Below are 16,893 nucleotides of genomic sequence, written 5' to 3' on the forward strand. Positions count from 1 at the left end.
AAATAAAGGATGGGATAAAATGGCAGATGCTACAAAATTAAGAAATGATTTTTATGATGCAATAAATGGGGAATGGATCGAAACTGCTGAAATTCCAAGTGACCACTCATCTACTGGTGGATTCATGGACTTAGTTGATGATGTAGATAAAAAATTAATGACAGATTTCGCCGATATGAAATCAGGAAAATTGGCTAACAATGATCCTTTAATTAAAGAGTTTTTGAAGTTTTATGATGTCGCTGCTAACTTTGAAAAACGTGATCAAGATGGCGCGGCACCTTTAAAGCCTTATCTTGAAAAAGTAGAAGCAATTTCTAGTTTTGCTGATGTGAACAAACAATTTAAAGACTGGACTTTAAACGGATTTCCAGTGCCCTTTGATATTGGGGTAGAACCTGATTTAAAGAGCCAGGGTAAAACTAAGTTAAACGTGTTATGGGCTGAAGGTGGAAGTTTAATTTTACCTGACAAAACCTACTATGAAAAAGACAATCAAGCAGGAACACAGTTGTTAGCAGTCTTTACACAAATGGCTGAGAAATTATTGACAATGATTGGTAAGTCTGCAGATGAAGCCAAACAAATTGTGGCGGATGCAAAGAAGTTTGATGCTTCAATGGCACCATTTAAAAAGAATTCAGAAGAAATGAGTGACGTTGCCAAGCTGTATAATCCCATTGATTTTGCAGAATTCAACAAAGAATTGGGTGAGTTTAAAATTGCTGATGGGATCACTGAATTACTTGGTGACACACCAAAACAAGTGATTGTTACGGAGCCAAAATTCTTTGAAAACTTCACCAAGATTGTAAATGAAGAAACGTTCCCAGCCTTCAAAAATTGGTTAATTGTGAATACTGTGGGCCAATTAGCTGGTTATCTTGGCGAAGAATTCCGCCAGGTAAGTGGCACGTATCATCGGGCATTATCCGGCCAAAAAGAAGCCATGAAGCAACAAAAGAGTGCATTTTATTTAGCTCGCCGTACCTTTAGTCAGGTTGTGGGTGACTACTATGGTAAAAAGTACTTTGGTGAAAAGGCTAAACAAGATGTTCACGATATGGTTGTGGCGATGACAGGTGTTTATAAGGATCGTCTGCAAAATAATACTTGGCTCAGCAAGGCAACTCGTGAAAAAGCGGTTGTGAAGTTGAGTGCAATGGATATTCATGTCGGCTATCCTGATAAAATGGAACCTGTTTATACACGTTTACACACAACTTCGGTTGAGGATGGCGGTACGTTATTAGGTAACGCACAGGCATTTGCAAAGATCTTCACTGAAGACCAGTTAAGCAAGTTTAACAAACCAGTTGATAAAGAAAAATGGGAAATGAGTGCTGATACGGTTAATGCTTATTATTCTCCAGAAGGCAACTTGATCTGTTTCCCAGCGGCAATTTTGCAGGCGCCATTCTATAGTTTGAAACAGAGCGCAAGTGAAAACTACGGCGGAATTGGTGCGGTTATGGCTCATGAAATCTCTCATGCGTTTGATCCAAACGGTGCGTTGTTTGATGAAAATGGAAGTTTGCATAACTGGTGGACGGAAACTGATATGAAAGAATTTAAGAAACGTTCACAAGCGATGATTGAAGAGTTTGATGGGCTTCCATTTGCTGGTGGTAAGGTGAATGGTAAGTTGGTAGTGACTGAAAATGTGGCTGATGATGGTGGATTGAGTTGTGCGCTGGAGGCGGCAAAACATACTGAGAATCCAGATTTGGAAGCATTCTTTGTGAACTGGGCGCGCGTATGGCGGAGTAAGGCAACAAAGGAATATGAACAGTTGTTGTTGTCGATTGATGTGCATGCACCGGCGAAGTTGCGGGCCAATGTGCAGGTAAAGAATTTTGACGAATTTTACCAGACGTTTAATGTGCAGCCAGGAGATGGCATGTACTTGGATCCGGAGAAACGGGTGCAAATCTGGTAAAGAGTGTGAAGGAGGGCGAGTTCTTGCGGCTGTTTTTGCCACAAGAATCGACAACGACCGGAGAATAGGAGATTTTCGGAACGAAAATCAACTGTAAAACGGAGTAGTGCGGAGTCGCAATCCTGCGGGAACCCCGCTTAAATATTAAAGACTGACTTGCGGGGTTGTCCTAAAAAATGAACAAATCAAAAAAGCCAATCAACATGAGAATTTCGGTTTCTCATTGTTGATTGGCTTTTTAAGTATGGAAATTTTACTTAGTGATGTAAATATATAAATGGGTAGTTGAATAGCCAACTTGGAACTTCACGCCATTCGATTTAATGACATGAGTTGTTGTAGAGGTGCTGGTACTGTTTTTAGCGTCTTTTTGAACTTTCTTGAACTGTTTCATAACTGATTTTGGTTTAGCACCAACTTCGGAGGTTAACAAAGCAAAGACCGTTCCAAAATCTTTTTGACCACTCTTTTGTTTCATGGCTTTAACTGGAACAATCAAAGTGATGCCCATTAGATTTTTATTTTGATGATTTACACGAACTGTATAGTTTTTCTGGGTTATTACATTTCGGACGCCATTGTTTAAACTGGTTGGCAATAATTTATCTTTATTCTTCTTTTTAGAAGCAGCCATTGCTGTTTGGACTTCTTTGGCCTCTTTTTGAAGTGCGAGCATTTCTTTTTGTTGTGCTTGAAGTTTGGCAAGGGCTTTTTTCTGTTGGCTGGCGGGTAATTTAGCAATTTCAGCTTTAGCCTTTGCCGCAGAAGTTGTTTTTGTTGAAATCGCTTTTGCTTTCTTTTCAGCGGTAGCTAATTCCTGAGCCTTTTTCTGGGTGGATTTGGATAAAGACATGCCAATCACAGCCTGGTTATATTTTGTTGCGATTGATTTGTAATTTGCTAAAGCTTTAGTTTTCTTGATGGTGACGTTTTTGGTGAGAACATCAGACCCTTTTTGTGATGTAACTGTTACTTTCTGCGTTTTTGTAGTTGCAGGAATTTCAATCACATAAGCACCATCTGTATTCTTAACAGATTTTTTTGTTTGTCCCTTTACCCGATAACTGATTTTGGCATCTTTATTAGTTTTGCCTTTAATCACCGCAACCATGCCACTTGGTGTTTTGGTTGAGGAGCCAACAGTTAATTTTTGATTGCCACAACCTGCAAGTGCAAAGATAGCAACAAGGCCGACAATCCCCGATAAAAACTTTTGCATAATTTAATAACCACCTTTAATGTTTACATCTCGTGTGTTTTGATGTGACACACTGTCATAAATATGAATTATACACCCTTATGAAAAGAAATACGAGGGTAAGTTAGGTGATAAGTATTCCAGGTAAAACTGTGAAAAGTTATTTTTTGGAAAATAACGTTTTTACACAATTCTAAAGTTTGTGTTTTACTTTGAATCGATTTTATTGTATGATATATATTGTTGTTTCGGAAGCAAAACACGAACGAAACTTGTTTCTGATTTTGAATCAGTAATGCTAAAGGAGAAAGCAATCATGGGAGAAAAGATTAATAGTTATTTTCAGATTGATCAGTTACATACAACAGTAAAACGTGAAATTCTGGCAGGTTTCACTACTTTCATTTCTATGGCATATATCTTATTTGTGAATCCTAGTGTCTTGGGAGCTTCAGGAATGGATAAAGGGGCTGTGTTTACAGCAACAGCTTTAGCGAGTGCCTTGGGCTGTTTCTTGATGGGGGTGCTTGCTAAATATCCAATTGCAACCGCACCGGCATTAGGAATTAACGCGTTCTTTGCCTATTCCGTTTGTATTGGAATGAAGATTCCTTGGCAAACAGCTTTAGCTGGCGTGTTTGTGGCTTCTTTAATTTTTATCGTGATTACAATTTTTAAATTACGTGAAATGATCATTAATGCAATTCCAGCGGATTTGAAATATGCAATTTCTAGTGGGATTGGTTTATTCATTGCCTTTATAGGTTTGCATGATGGGGGCTTAATTGTAGCTAATAAATCGACAGTGGTTGGGTTAGGATCACTTGAGGTGGCGACAACTTGGTTAACAATTTTCGGATTAGTTTTGACGGCGATTTTAATGGTTCGTCGCGTTCCTGGTGGTATTTTTATTGGAATGGCAGCAACAGCCATTCTGGGATTGATCACAGGTTTGATTAAGGCACCAACACAATGGGTATCGGCGGCTCCAAGTTTGAAGCCAACTTTCATGGTTGGAGTTCAGCATATTGGTGATATCAATACTGTCCAGTTATGGGTAGTTGTTTTAACGTTCTTGCTAGTTACTTTCTTCGATACAGCAGGTACATTGGTGGGATTGGCACAACAAGCCGGTTTTATGAAGGATAACAAGATGCCGCGAGTAGGTAAGGCATTGATGTCAGATTCAACGGCAATGTTGGCAGGTTCTGTTTTGGGAACTTCTCCAGTGGGTGCTTATGTTGAATCGTCGGCCGGAATTGCGGTTGGTGGTCGTTCTGGATTAACTGCGGTGACAACGGGTGTGTTATTTATATTAGGTTTGTTCTTCTCACCACTTTTGGCGGTGGTTACGAATCAAGTGACGGCGCCGGCGCTAATTATTGTGGGAGTATTGATGGCGCAATCGATGAAACATGTGTCATGGGAAAAGATGGAAGTTGCGATTCCTGCGTTTTTAATTTTGATTGGAATGCCATTGACGTATAGTGTTTCAGATGGTATTGCGCTTGGATTTATTACGTACCCAATTACAATGATTGCGGCAAAACGAGGTAAAGAAGTGCATCCAATTATGTACGGATTGTTCTTCGTGTTTATCTTCTTTATGTATATACTGAATAAGGGATAGAGAAGAGTGCGCGAGGCAAAACGATAAAAGGCAGATTATAAGTACGATGGAGGCGGGATCGCAATCCCGCAGGAATCGTGCTTATAATCTGCCTTTTGTTTTGCCGAGCGGTCCTAGAGCTCAGCGGAAAGTAGTAGTCGGGAACGACGATGGAGACGGGATCGCAATCCCGCAGGAATCGTGCTTATAATCTGCCTTTTGTTTTGCCGAGCGGTCCTAGAGCTCAGCGGAAAGTAGCAGGCGCGGATGGTGACGTATGCGGGATCGCAATCCCGCAGGAATCGTGCTTATAATCTGCCTTTTGTTTTGCCGAGCGGTCCTAGAGCTCAGCGGAAAGTAGCAGGCGCGGATGGTGACGTATGCGGGATCGCAATCCCGCAGGAATCATACTTCTGGTGATTAAAAGCACTACCTACAAAAATTTGACACATAAATATAGAGCATTTTGCTTGCGTTTACAGCCTTTTAGGTGTTATCATTTCATTTACCAGTTGGAATTAGAGAACTGGTAAATAAGTATGAACAAAGGAATTTTGGTACGACATATCATTTTTGAAGGGAAGAACGCGGCTGCAAGAATATATTCATTTTGAATCGTTGATATTTCGTATCTCATTGAATCCTTTGTTGAGAAACAAAAGGAAAGAAGGTTTTACAATGAGATTTGGAAACTTTAGTAATCGTGATTATCGAATTGCTTTGGACACAGAAACACAATTGTTCTGGGCAAGTGAGAAACGCGATCCAAATATTAAAGCTAGTGGTGTAACCATCACAGAAGCACTTAACAAGTTAAACGAAAAAACTAATGGTCAAGTATTAACACAATACGCAAACTAATAAGAAATTCGAGGTCTAGCAATTTTGAATGCTGATGATTCCGTTTCGGATAACGAGTTCAGTTCCTCTAAGATAAGTTGATACAAAAGTATTAAACTTATCCTAGAGGAATTTTTTATTTTCTGAGAACTTGAAACCAGTTATTACAATGTGGTTCAATGAAATTGTTAGATACATAAATGATCAACTAAAATGAGGAAATATAATGGCAACGAAAAAGAAATTTTATGCCGTCGCAAAAGGCAAACAAACGGGAATTTTCACGAATTGGGCAGAAACTAAAGCACTGATTGATGGTTTTCCCGGAGCAAGGTACAAGGGATTTGCCACCAAAGATGAAGCACAGCAATGGCTGAATGGCGATCAAACAATCAGAACACCGAAATCCAAAACTAAAACTTCTAAAGCGACATCCAGGAGCCCTGATGAACCCACAGAATCAATTGTCGTTTATACGGATGGCGGTTCACGGAATACAGGGAATGTTAATGGCGGTCATGTTAAAAAGCAGGACAAAGCGGCATGGGCATATTTAGTGAAAGCTAACGGTCAGCAATACTCTGGTTCTGAAGGCGAATTTGGGGCGACCAATAATCGAATGGAAATTATGGCACTGATTAAAGCGTTGGAGTGGATCAATGCCAACCTTGATTCAAAGGCGGATATTGCGATTGTTGCGGATTCCCAGTATGTGCTGAATGCGATTCAAAAGCATTGGATTGCGGGGTGGAAACGCCGTGGCTGGAGACGTGGTTCCGGTCAACCGCTTGCTAATAGTGAGTTATGGCAACAATTAGATCGTCTGTTAGCTCAATTTCCTCATTTACATTATTATTGGACGAAGGGCCATGCGACGAACGAAGGAAACGTATTTGTCGATAGCTTGTTAAATCAGACGATGGACCGTATGGAAACCGGCGCCAAAACTCCTAAAGGACAAAGCACTGCTTCAACATCGGAAAAACCGGCAAAAAAAGTTTATACAAAAAAAGACATCCAACCCGATAATCATCAGCAATCGGTGGATGCCATTAAAAAGAGTTTGGAAAAATTAGAATGGTACAATGATTAGTTTTCTGGGGCGGTCAAGCTAAAGCTGACGGTCTCTTTTTCTCCAGGATAATTAGGATCAATGCGGAATTTGTTTTTGGTCAAAACAGCCTGTGATGTGACGTTAGCTTGACCAGTGATCGCATATAGGGTCGTTAAACCAAGTTCCGCAAACGCAAAGTTACTCATGTGTTGGAGAACTTCAGACATGATACCGTGATTTTGCTGGGCAGCAAGAATCTCATAACCGACTTCGGCAGTTGTTTTTTCCTTATTAAAATTCCAAATGCAAAAGGTTCCCAAAAAATTATTAGTTTTTCGGTCAGAAATTCCCCAAAGTAGGGAATCATTATGCATGATATTGCGCATAGTTTTATTGACATAGGCTACAGTTTCATTAATGTCTGCGTCAACATGACGACCACTCATAGCAGCAATCTCAGTATCGTGGCGTAAGGCATAAATGTCTTTTACTTTGGTAGCGGTAAGCCAATCAAGGGTGTAATGGGTTGTCAAAATTGGATGGTACTTCTCAAATCTTTCCATTGGAGATCTCCTCGTCTGTTTTCTATTCATAGTCCTAGCATATAACATTTTACGTGCATGCCAAGTAATTTTGCTTGGAGAATTTATAGAAAACAAATACAATGGGTGCAAAATATATAATACGAGGAGGCCCAATGATGAAGATTCAATTTGACACTGCCGCGGCGAGTAAGGTGCGGGAACATTTAGATGATTCTAAACGATTACTGTTTACTTTTGAAGATGGCGTGGGCGACTATTCTCAGCATGCCATGATTCATATGCAAGTCCAGTTTACGATTAACGTTGTGGGTAAGGATATGCCCATTACTGGGTATAACATGGTTGTTCATTCAAATATTGGTGACTTATTAATTAAGGATTATTCAGCAGAAGATTTGGAAGAAAATATGACGATCAAACTAAACACTCATCTGGGTACTTTGCAGTTAAGTGGAGATGGTGGCGCCATTGATGATAACGTGGGCTTTATTGACTTTACCGACAAGAATGGGATAAAAAATAATCCTGCCCGATAATTTGAGTAAATGAGTAATAGTAACCAACAAACATTTGGATTTGATGTTGGTTATTATTTTTTTGGCAAAATATAGACGCAATTGCCCGTTATCTCTTTAATTGCCTTGTTCTGAAAGGGTTCTTCTTGTAGAATGGAGTGACTTACTACTGGGGAGGTGGGTCTGGATGGAAGAGCGATTTAAACAGGAATTTAGTTGGCCATTATTTTTTAGTCCGTTTGTGTCTCGATTAGGCGATGCACTGTTTATTTTTGGGCTCAACTGGTTCATTGTGAAGGCAACTGGACACGCTTCTCTGTTAGGAATTGTGCAAGGAATTGGTGGTATTATTTTGGTGGCCGGTGATTTGTTTGCAGGACCAATGGTTGATAAATATAATCGCAAGCTAATTATGCTGATTGCTGATGCGGTGAGCTTTTTTGCGTGTTTAGTCATGGCAGCAATTATGGACGTCAACGAACCCGTTTTTTATCAGCTTGTTTTACTTACCTGCGTGATTGATATTGGTTTGGCATTCAATTTTCCTGCCGCTAAGGCCATTATTCCAGAGATTATTCGGCATGATAAATTATCTATATTTAATTCGTGGTCCAATACGGGACTTACGTTAGCTGATATTGTGGCACCCTTATTTGGTGGCTTTTTGTTGACGTTAAACTGGATTAATTTCAGGTCGTTTCTGTTTATCAATGCACTGTCCTTTCTATTATCATTCGTGTTTACGTGGGCGTTAAGGTATACCCCAGAGATGGACCATACCAAAGAAACCATGCCGATTTTGGATAGTTTGGCGAAAGGCTTAAATTATGTGCGTCATAATCGGGACGTGTTTCGTTTGATTATCTTTGACGCCATTTTAGCAGCAATGTACGCTGGGTTTACCTTGCTGCTGCCCTATGATGTTGATCACTATTACAACGGAGATGAACGGCTATACAGTTATGTTTTGACGCTGGTTGCAATTGGCGGCATGTTGGGCGGCCTTTCATTAGTTTTAAATAAACAAAAACCTAAAATTAAAAATAATTATCAGGATGCTTTTATCTTAGGAATGGGATTAATCATCACGGGAATTTGGGTAAACTACGCGTTGTTGTTGGCAGTGGCGTTAGTTTACGGATTTTACACAGCTCGGATGGGGATCCGCATGATGACGATTGTTCAAAACGTCACAGAGGTTGCCTATTTAGGACGGGTATTTTCGATTTGGTTCTTGTGCTTTGATAGCATGCATCCGTTCGGCTCATTTGTGTTTGGCTTTATATCGGATTGGTTTAACCATGGCACTTTTTTTGTGCTCGGTGGACTAGTACTTTTCGGTTTATTGGTCGTATACTTAATGGGAAGAACACCAGAATGAAAGAGGGTGGCGAAGTGGATTCGATTTTATATGATTTGGAATTTGCCAAAAGTGATCAACGCTTGGCAAATGTTTTTCCAAAGGCTCAAGAAACGTTTTATACCGGATTTGTAAATAGCATCGGGGCAGACGGCGTTATTCTCAACACTTTTGATGATACAGGCCAGGCTGATGGTGCGGTTTACATTCAGTTTGATGCAATTGATAACGTTGAATATGACAGTCCAGATCTGGATAATATGATGGAAACAATCCAGATTGCCGAAGCTGATCATTTAATCACGATTACCGATCAGATTCCGGAATTTGACCAAACAAGTGATTTAATTAAACAAGTTGTTGAGGCGGCATTCAATAGTCGGGAATTCTTGGTTCTCACGAGAAGTGATTTACAGAACTATCAAGAAGGCACAGTGGCTGCTGTCCGTGAAAATGATTTTGAAATGACATTGGTGGATAAATTTAATTTGATGCACCGAGTAGATGCCACTATTAAATATACAGAAGCGGAAATTGTTGAGTTTTCTGGGCGTGAATTAGCGGTTGAATCGGCCATGTGGCCTAAGATTGCTGCACAAGATCCGGAATCACGTTTGACCATTACGGATGAATCCAGTTTTTACAAAGTGTTAAAAACGGCAGAAAAAAAGCAAACACTCATTACAATTAACGATGAAACTAAATCAAGCAACTTTTTTGTGGGGACTGTCAATTCAGTTAATGAAGAAGAGGTTCTTTGCAATTTAGTAGACATGGCGGGACAGTTTGGTGGCTATTCGTTGATTCGAATGGACACAATTGCCAGTATTACGTTGACATCAGATTACTTACAAGTTATTAATGCATTTGTTCAGTATCAAAAGGAGCATCAAACGTTTGTCCAGCCTGTTTTAAATGAAGAACGGTTATTTGATGCCACGGATGATTTGTTTCTTGCCATAATTAAACAAGCCGAAACATTTTCAAGAGTTTTAAGCATTACTCTAATAACCGGTGCTCGCGAAATGGGATATATTACTGAACTCGGTGAAGAAACTTTCCGATTTCATGTGATTGATCCAGATTTGTATGTGGATCAAACTGGCGTAGAAGTTACTATAGAAGATGTCGATGAACTTTCATTCGATTTTTTGAATGCTGTTTTATTAGAGAATCATTTACGAGACAAGGGAATTTTGTAAGAAGGTGAGTAAATGACGTTCAAAGTGATTCGCGGGGATATAACTAAGATGCACGTTGACGCAATCGTGAATGCCGCCAATACAACGTTACTAGGCGGTGGGGGTGTTGATGGCGCAATTCATCGGGCGGCCGGGCCACAGTTACTGGAAGCCTGTCGCGCGTTGAATGGGTGTCAAACTGGCGAGGCAAAAATTACGCCTGGCTTTAAACTACCCGCTAAGTTTGTGATTCATACACCAGGACCAATTTGGCATGGTGGAAGCCATCACGAAGCGGAGTTATTGCACAATAGCTATTTAAACAGTTTACGGCTGGCTGAAGATCATCAGTGTGAAAGTGTAGCTTTTCCTTCAATTAGTACTGGCGTTTATCGCTTTCCGTTGGGTGATGGTGCAGAAATTGCCACTTCGACGATTTTGGCGTTTTTGAAAACAGCTGTATTTGTTAAAAATGTGACGATGGTGTGCTTTGACGATGGAACTTATCAGGCGTATCTGGCGGCTGGTAAGAATAATTAGGTAAATTAAAAAAGCTAGGAATGCAGTCCTCAAAAATGTATAACATTGAGGTGACTGGCATTGCTGGCTTTTTTGAGGACAACTCCGCAGAACAGTCATAAAAACTCTAAGCATAATTCCAGCGGATTGCGATCCTACCTCCATTACCCTTAGAGTTTTATGACTACCATTCTGCTTCGTTCACTATCTGAGGACAACTCCGCAGAATGGTCATAAAAACTCTAAGCCTAATTCCAGCGGGATTGCGATCCCACCTCCATTACCTTAGAGTTTTATGACTACCGTTCTGCTCCGTTCACTACTTGTTGTTTCTCATATAATTATTAATACGCTGAATATCATCAGCTGTTGGTTTATATGAATTTATTTTGATATTGTGAATCTTTTCCACGGATAAATGAGTCCCAAACGCTACGTCTGCATCTGTTAAATCATGTTTCTTCTGATAACCGACAATTTCTTCAGCTAATTTAGTTAAATCATTCATTACAAATCCTCCTCGTGTGGTTGGTTCCTTTACATTTAATGTACCATAGTTGAGGATAAAAAGAACGTGAATTGTCGGTTTTTTCAAAGAAATTCGTCAAATTGGGCATGAATTTGTTATAATGCATTTCAAGAGGGATTGAGGTGAGAAGCATGAAATATCAAAATCTATTATTTGATGTGGACGACACATTACTAGATTTTAAAGCGGCTGAAGATCAAGCGCTTAAAGGATTATTCAAGGAAATTCAACATCCTTTAACTGATGATGTCGTCAATTATTTTCGCGTTTTGAACGAGAAAATGTGGCAACGGTTTGAACTCGGTCAACTGGACCGCCAAACCTTAGTCAATACAAGATTTACCAAACTTTTTGCACACTACAATGAAGAAGTCGATGGTATCAGATACGAACGAATTTATCGTGACTTCTTAACACAGGGGCATCAATTAGAACCACATGCAATTGAGCTTCTCAATAGTTTAAAGGATCAATTTAATTTATTTATCGTTTCAAACGGAATTGCAACAGTGCAACAACAACGCTTAAATGATTCTGGCTTGGTGAATTATTTTAAACATATTTTTGTATCTGAAGAAGTGGGGTATCAAAAACCACGAATTGAGTTTTTCGATTTTGTAGCTAAAGCCATCGCGGGATTTACGCCCAAAAATTCACTAATTATTGGCGATTCTTTAACATCGGATATTCAAGGCGGTACAAACGCAGGAATTGATTCTGTATGGTTTAACCCGGCATTGCAACCTAATCATTCAACTGTAAGTCCTACATATCAAATTGATGATTTACTGGATTTAAAGGAAATCGTTTAGTGATAGATTTTTTGGCAGCATTTTAAATTATAACTAGTATTTAAGCAGTCACTCATGAAATGAGTGGCTTTTTTTCATTTTCTTTATGAACTAACTGAATAGTTCAAATGATTGCATGAATTTTTAGTAAGTGTTATCGTATATTGTTAGAATTCTAACAATATAAAACAAGAGGAAAACTATGGAGAATCATTTAGGTGTTAACCATCAATTACATGTTTTGGCAAACATGTCATCGCGGCGATTTAGCGAGGCATTTTTAAACAATGACATTACGGGAAAGCAAGGCGGTATTCTGCATTATTTGTTGTGGAATGCAGGAAAACGAGAGATTTATCAACGCGATGTTGAAAAAAATTTCAGTATTCGCCGTTCTTCAGTGACTAGTTTGTTGAAAAAGCTTGAGGACAAGCAATATATTACACGTGAATCAGTAGAAGGGGACGCACGTTTAAAACAGATCGTTCTCACTCCTAGGGCTCTCAAACTACGTAAAAGTGTTATCCAAGGTTCGTATGATTTCGAAGATAAGCTATTGCAGAATGTTTCGGCGGCAGATATTGAGGTTTGGCAAAAAGTAACTAAACAAATGATTGCCAATTTAAGTGAAGAAAAAATAGGAAGTGGTAAATCATGTTAAAACGACTGGGACATTCAGTCAGAGAATTTAAAAAATACGCTTGGATTTCACCTGTCTTGGTTGCAATTGAAACGTTTATCGAGACCTTTATTCCATATTTAATGTCCAAGATGATTGATAACGGCATTATCCCAGGGAACTTGGGTTACATCGAAAAATTGGGTGGCTTCATGTTAATTGGCACTTTTGTTTCTTTGGCTGGTGGAGCTGGGGCAAGTTGGTATTCTAGTAAAGCTAGCGCCGGATTTGCCAAAAACTTGCGACATGACTTGTATCACCATATTCAAGATTTTTCATTTGAAGATGTGGATCACTTCTCCACTTCAAGTATTGTAGTGCGTTTGACAACGGATATCATGAATATTCAACAGGCGTTCCAGATGTTGATTCGAGCGGCTGCAAGAGCACCCCTCATGTTGATTTTCTCGATTACGATGGCGTTTACGGTTGATTCCGAAATGGCAATGGTATTTGTCGTCTCTGTACCATTAATGGCAATTGGGTTGACCATAATTATTGCGATTGGCCGTCCGTTGTTTAGAAAAGTTTATCAACGCTATGACGGGTTAAACCGAGTTGTTCGAGAAAATTTGCGAGGCATTCGCGTTGTGAAAACCTATAATCGTGCGGAGACAGAAGATAAGAAAGCAGCAAATGCTTCCGCTCGAATTTATGAGGTGTTTAGTAAAGCAGAACGCATCCTTCAGTTAAACAGTCCGATTATGCAGTTTGTAATGTATGGCACCTTACTGTTTTTGGCGTGGTTTGGGGCAAAACGCATTGTCGCCGGCTCAATGCAAACGGGCCAATTAGTCAGTTTAATCGCCTATGCGATGTCCGTTTTAATGAGCTTAAATATTTTATCTAACGTGTTTAACCAAATGACGATTTCTTTGGCGTCGGCACAACGGATTGATGAAGTGTTAACCTACAAGAGTACGTTAACCAATCCAAAAGAACCAGTCACCACTGTCAAAAATGGTGCAATTGAGTTCGACCACGTTAATTTTGCGTATGCCGATGATCATGTTAACCGCTTAACAGATATTAATTTACACATCAAACCTGGTGAAACCATTGGTATTATTGGTGAAACTGGGAGTGGTAAGAGTACTTTGGTACAACTCATCCCTCGGTTGTATGATGTTAATCAAGGAACGGTTCGTGTTGGCAACTGCGATGTACGAGATTACGACATTCGGACGTTGCGAGATAATGTTTCCATGGTGCTTCAACAAAATGTGCTTTTTTCTGGCAGTATTGCAGACAACTTACGCTGGGGCGATGAGCACGCTACGAATGCTCAGTTGATCAAAGCTGCTAAGTTGGCTCAAGCTGATGACTTTATTCAGAGCTTACCAGATGGCTATGATACGTACATTGAACAGGGCGGGAGCAACGTTTCTGGTGGTCAAAAACAACGCCTGACAATTGCGCGGGCCCTGTTGAAAAAACCTAAAATCTTGATTTTGGATGATTCGACCAGTGCGGTTGATACGCACACAGATAGTTTGATTCAAGAAGCCTTCCACGATGAATTACCAGACATGACCAAATTAATCATTGCGCAGCGAATTTCATCTGTGCAAGGGGCCGATCGTATTGTTGTGTTAAACGATGGGAAGATTGAAGCCGTTGGGACGCATGACGAATTAATGGAATCCGATCCGGTTTATCAAGATATTTACAATTCACAAATCAAAGGAGGAGAATCGCATGCAAAGAACTAGAGTTGCTGGCAGAGCTAAATTGAATGGTTCGGCTTGGCAAATTTTATGGCGTTTGTTGAAATACATTATGCAGAAAAGTCACTTTGCGTTGTTTATTGCTTTCTTCTCTGTGATTGTTTCTGCCGGTGCGTCGGTTGTGGGAACGCTGTTTATTCAGCGGTTAATCGATGATTACATCACGCCATTACTGAAGGTTGCGCATCCTAATTTTACCCCCTTATTCCACATGATTATTTTGATGGGCGCGATCTACTTATTGGGTGTTATTGGAACCTTACTATATTCACAACTGATGATCATGACAGGTCAAAAATTGCAAAAACGGATTCGAGACGAAATGTTTACTCACATGCAAGAACTACCGTTGAGTTATTTTGATTCAAACGACTACGGAGATGTCATGAGTCGTTACACAAATGATGTTGATACGTTGCGGCAAATGGTTGAACAAAGTTTTCCCATGTTTATTAATGCAATTTTTAACATGGTGTTTACGTTAACGGCTATGATCACCTTGAGCCCCACCTTGACTATCATCAGTTTATTGGTTTTTGCGCTGAGTATTTTTATTGTGCGAAAGTTAAGTTCAAAAAGTAGCGAGTACTTCCGTAAGCAACAAACGGCTTTGGGAAATATTGACGGCTATATTGAAGAAATGTTGAATGGCCAAAAAGTCATCAAAGTATTCTCTCATGAGGATCAGTCCAAAGCGGGGTTTGATACCCGAAACGAAGATTTGCGGCAGGATGCCAGCATGGCCAATGGACTATCAACAATGCTGTTTCCAATCATGGGAAACGTTGGAAATATTTTGTACGTCTTGATTGCCGTAGTTGGTGGCTATTTTGCGGTCAACCATGTGACGCCAATTACATTAGGTGAAATTGCAGCCTTTGTACAGTTGAGTCGCTCTTTCAGTCAACCAATTGCGCAAATTACCATGCAATTAAATTCAATCATTATGGGCCTCGCTGGTGCACAACGAATGTTTCAGTTGTTTGATGAACCAGTTGAACAGGATTCTGGAAACACAACGCTGGTATATGTTCAGGAAGATGCGCAACATAATTTGACCGAAACGAGTGACCGAACCGATAAATGGGCATGGAAGACAGTTGAAACTGATGGGAGCGTAAAATTAACTCCCGTTAAGGGCCACATTGAGTTTAAAGATGTCAGCTTTAGTTATGATGGAAAGAAAACAGTGTTGCATCATATTTCACTAGATGCCAAACCTGGCGAAAAGATGGCTTTTGTTGGTGCTACAGGTGCCGGCAAGACCACCATCACTAATATGCTGAATCGTTTTTATGATATTTCTAGTGGTCAAATCATTTATGACGGCATCGATATCAAACAGATTCAAAAAGCGAGTTTGCGGTTATCCATGGGAATTGTTTTACAAGATACCAACCTGTTTACTGCGTCAATTCGCGATAATATTCGTTACGGACGGTTAGACGCAACGAATGAAGAGGTTGTGGCGGCCGCCAAGTTGGCCAATGCCGATAGTTTTATCCGTAATTTGCCCAAGGGGTATGACACCATCATTGATGGTTCGGGATCTGATTTGTCACAAGGTCAACGCCAACTCTTGTCGATTGCCCGGGCTGCGATTGCCGATCCGCCAACGATGATTATGGATGAAGCAACCTCAAGTATTGATACTCGAACGGAAGCGCTTGTTCAATCCGGTATGGATAATTTGATGCACGGACGAACCACGTTTGTGATTGCCCATCGCTTGTCCACGATTCACAATTCCGATGATATTTTAGTCATTGAAGATGGTCGAATTATTGAAGAAGGAAATCACGAAGCTTTGATGCAAAATAAAGGTGAGTATTATGAGCTTTACACCGGGAAAACAATTTTAGAGTAAGATAACTAAAGGTTAAAACTACAAAAACTTATCTTGTTGCTTGATATGAAAATGTTCATGGCAACAAAATTAAATAAAATGCCGTCTTCCAGCAAATTTGGGCTTGGAACGTAGTGCGAGTTCTTGCGGCCGAGCTTGCCACAAGAATCGACATCGACAGGAGCAAGAAAGATTTTCGGAACGAAAATCATCATTACTAGGCGGAATAGCGCGAGTTCTTGCGGCCGAGCTTGCCACAAGAATCGACATCGACAGGAGAAAGAAAGATTTTCGGAACGAAAATCATCATTACTAGGCGGAATAGTGCGAGTTCTTGCGGCCGAGCTTGCCACAAGAATCGACATCGACAGGAGCAAGAAAGATTTTCGGAACGAAAATCATCATTACTAGGCGGAATAGTGCGAGTTCTTGCGGCCGAGCTTGTCACAAGAATCGACATCGACAGGAGCAAGAAAGATTTTCGAAACGAAAATCATCATTACTAGGCGGAATAGTTGGCACGACTTGGAGCCGCAAGCCACGTCTCCAAGCGCGGCCTTT

At 40.2% G+C, this 16,893-nt stretch carries 15 protein-coding genes; 12 read left to right on the forward strand and 3 right to left on the reverse strand.

What is annotated here, in order from left to right:
* Positions 1 to 19 precede the first annotated feature (19 nt).
* Entirely contained in the window at positions 20 to 1,939 is a 1,920-nt protein-coding gene (locus AB3217_RS01815) for a M13 family metallopeptidase (RefSeq protein WP_367365592.1), read from the forward strand.
* Positions 1,940 to 2,192: 253 nt separating this feature from the next.
* On the opposite strand, the gene AB3217_RS01820 is transcribed toward AB3217_RS01815, so the two are convergent.
* Positions 2,193 to 3,158: a hypothetical protein gene (locus AB3217_RS01820; RefSeq protein ID WP_367365593.1), complete on the reverse strand. Its 966-nt coding sequence runs from the start codon at positions 3,156 to 3,158 to the stop codon at positions 2,193 to 2,195.
* Between the two features lie 295 nt (positions 3,159 to 3,453).
* On the opposite strand from AB3217_RS01820, the gene AB3217_RS01825 reads away from it, so the two are divergent.
* From AB3217_RS01825 to AB3217_RS01835, 3 genes are all read left to right on the forward strand, one after another.
* A complete protein-coding gene (locus AB3217_RS01825; protein ID WP_057784748.1) occupies positions 3,454 to 4,767 on the forward strand; it encodes an NCS2 family permease in 1,314 nt (437 codons plus the stop codon).
* A 657-nt stretch (positions 4,768 to 5,424) separates the two neighbouring features.
* Positions 5,425 to 5,607, forward strand: coding sequence for a hypothetical protein (locus AB3217_RS01830; protein ID WP_057784749.1), 183 nt, complete (start codon positions 5,425 to 5,427; stop codon positions 5,605 to 5,607).
* Positions 5,608 to 5,812: 205 nt separating this feature from the next.
* Positions 5,813 to 6,679 carry a ribonuclease H family protein gene (locus AB3217_RS01835; protein ID WP_367365594.1) on the forward strand — a complete coding sequence of 289 codons (867 nt, stop codon included), beginning with the start codon at positions 5,813 to 5,815 and terminating at the stop codon, positions 6,677 to 6,679.
* Here the strand turns inward: AB3217_RS01835 and AB3217_RS01840 are convergent.
* Positions 6,676 to 7,203, reverse strand: coding sequence for a GNAT family N-acetyltransferase (locus AB3217_RS01840; protein ID WP_367365595.1), 528 nt, complete (start codon positions 7,201 to 7,203; stop codon positions 6,676 to 6,678). The two genes, AB3217_RS01835 and AB3217_RS01840, sit on opposite strands and share 4 nt — an antisense overlap.
* A 137-nt stretch (positions 7,204 to 7,340) precedes the next feature.
* Here AB3217_RS01840 and AB3217_RS01845 point away from each other — a divergent pair, with 137 nt between their 5' ends.
* The 4 genes from AB3217_RS01845 to AB3217_RS01860 all read left to right on the forward strand — a co-directional run bounded on the left by AB3217_RS01845 (position 7,341) and on the right by AB3217_RS01860 (position 10,781).
* On the forward strand, positions 7,341 to 7,721 hold the full coding sequence (locus AB3217_RS01845) for an iron-sulfur cluster biosynthesis family protein (protein ID WP_068807039.1): 381 nt from the start codon (positions 7,341 to 7,343) through the stop codon (positions 7,719 to 7,721).
* Between the two features lie 166 nt (positions 7,722 to 7,887).
* A complete protein-coding gene (locus AB3217_RS01850; RefSeq protein WP_068807036.1) occupies positions 7,888 to 9,081 on the forward strand; it encodes an MFS transporter in 1,194 nt (397 codons plus the stop codon).
* Entirely contained in the window at positions 9,078 to 10,262 is a 1,185-nt protein-coding gene (locus tag AB3217_RS01855; RefSeq protein WP_068807033.1) for a hypothetical protein, read from the forward strand. Before AB3217_RS01850 ends, AB3217_RS01855 begins: the two co-directional genes overlap by 4 nt.
* Before the next feature lie 12 nt (positions 10,263 to 10,274).
* Positions 10,275 to 10,781: an O-acetyl-ADP-ribose deacetylase gene (locus AB3217_RS01860; protein WP_057784755.1), complete on the forward strand. Its 507-nt coding sequence runs from the start codon at positions 10,275 to 10,277 to the stop codon at positions 10,779 to 10,781.
* Positions 10,782 to 11,079: 298 nt separating this feature from the next.
* Here the strand turns inward: AB3217_RS01860 and AB3217_RS01865 are convergent, their stop codons facing one another.
* Positions 11,080 to 11,268, reverse strand: coding sequence for an LBP_cg2779 family protein (locus tag AB3217_RS01865; RefSeq protein ID WP_367365596.1), 189 nt, complete (start codon positions 11,266 to 11,268; stop codon positions 11,080 to 11,082).
* Between the two features lie 152 nt (positions 11,269 to 11,420).
* On the opposite strand from AB3217_RS01865, the gene AB3217_RS01870 reads away from it, so the two are divergent.
* The 4 genes from AB3217_RS01870 to AB3217_RS01885 all read left to right on the forward strand — a co-directional run bounded on the left by AB3217_RS01870 (position 11,421) and on the right by AB3217_RS01885 (position 16,353).
* Entirely contained in the window at positions 11,421 to 12,101 is a 681-nt protein-coding gene (locus tag AB3217_RS01870; RefSeq protein WP_367365597.1) for a YjjG family noncanonical pyrimidine nucleotidase, read from the forward strand.
* A 181-nt stretch (positions 12,102 to 12,282) separates the two neighbouring features.
* Complete coding sequence (locus AB3217_RS01875; RefSeq protein WP_057784758.1) at positions 12,283 to 12,741, forward strand: MarR family winged helix-turn-helix transcriptional regulator; 459 nt, start codon at positions 12,283 to 12,285, stop codon at positions 12,739 to 12,741.
* Complete coding sequence (locus AB3217_RS01880) at positions 12,735 to 14,471, forward strand: ABC transporter ATP-binding protein (protein WP_367365598.1); 1,737 nt, start codon at positions 12,735 to 12,737, stop codon at positions 14,469 to 14,471. Before AB3217_RS01875 ends, AB3217_RS01880 begins: the two co-directional genes overlap by 7 nt.
* Positions 14,458 to 16,353 (forward strand): ABC transporter ATP-binding protein, encoded by a 1,896-nt coding sequence (locus AB3217_RS01885; protein WP_367365599.1) that lies wholly within the window; start codon positions 14,458 to 14,460, stop codon positions 16,351 to 16,353. The genes AB3217_RS01880 and AB3217_RS01885 overlap by 14 nt, the downstream gene beginning before the upstream one ends.
* The last annotated feature ends 540 nt before the right edge of the window (positions 16,354 to 16,893 follow it).

The sequence above is a fragment of the Pediococcus parvulus genome (assembly GCF_964063155.1).
Classification (GTDB): domain Bacteria; phylum Bacillota; class Bacilli; order Lactobacillales; family Lactobacillaceae; genus Pediococcus; species Pediococcus parvulus.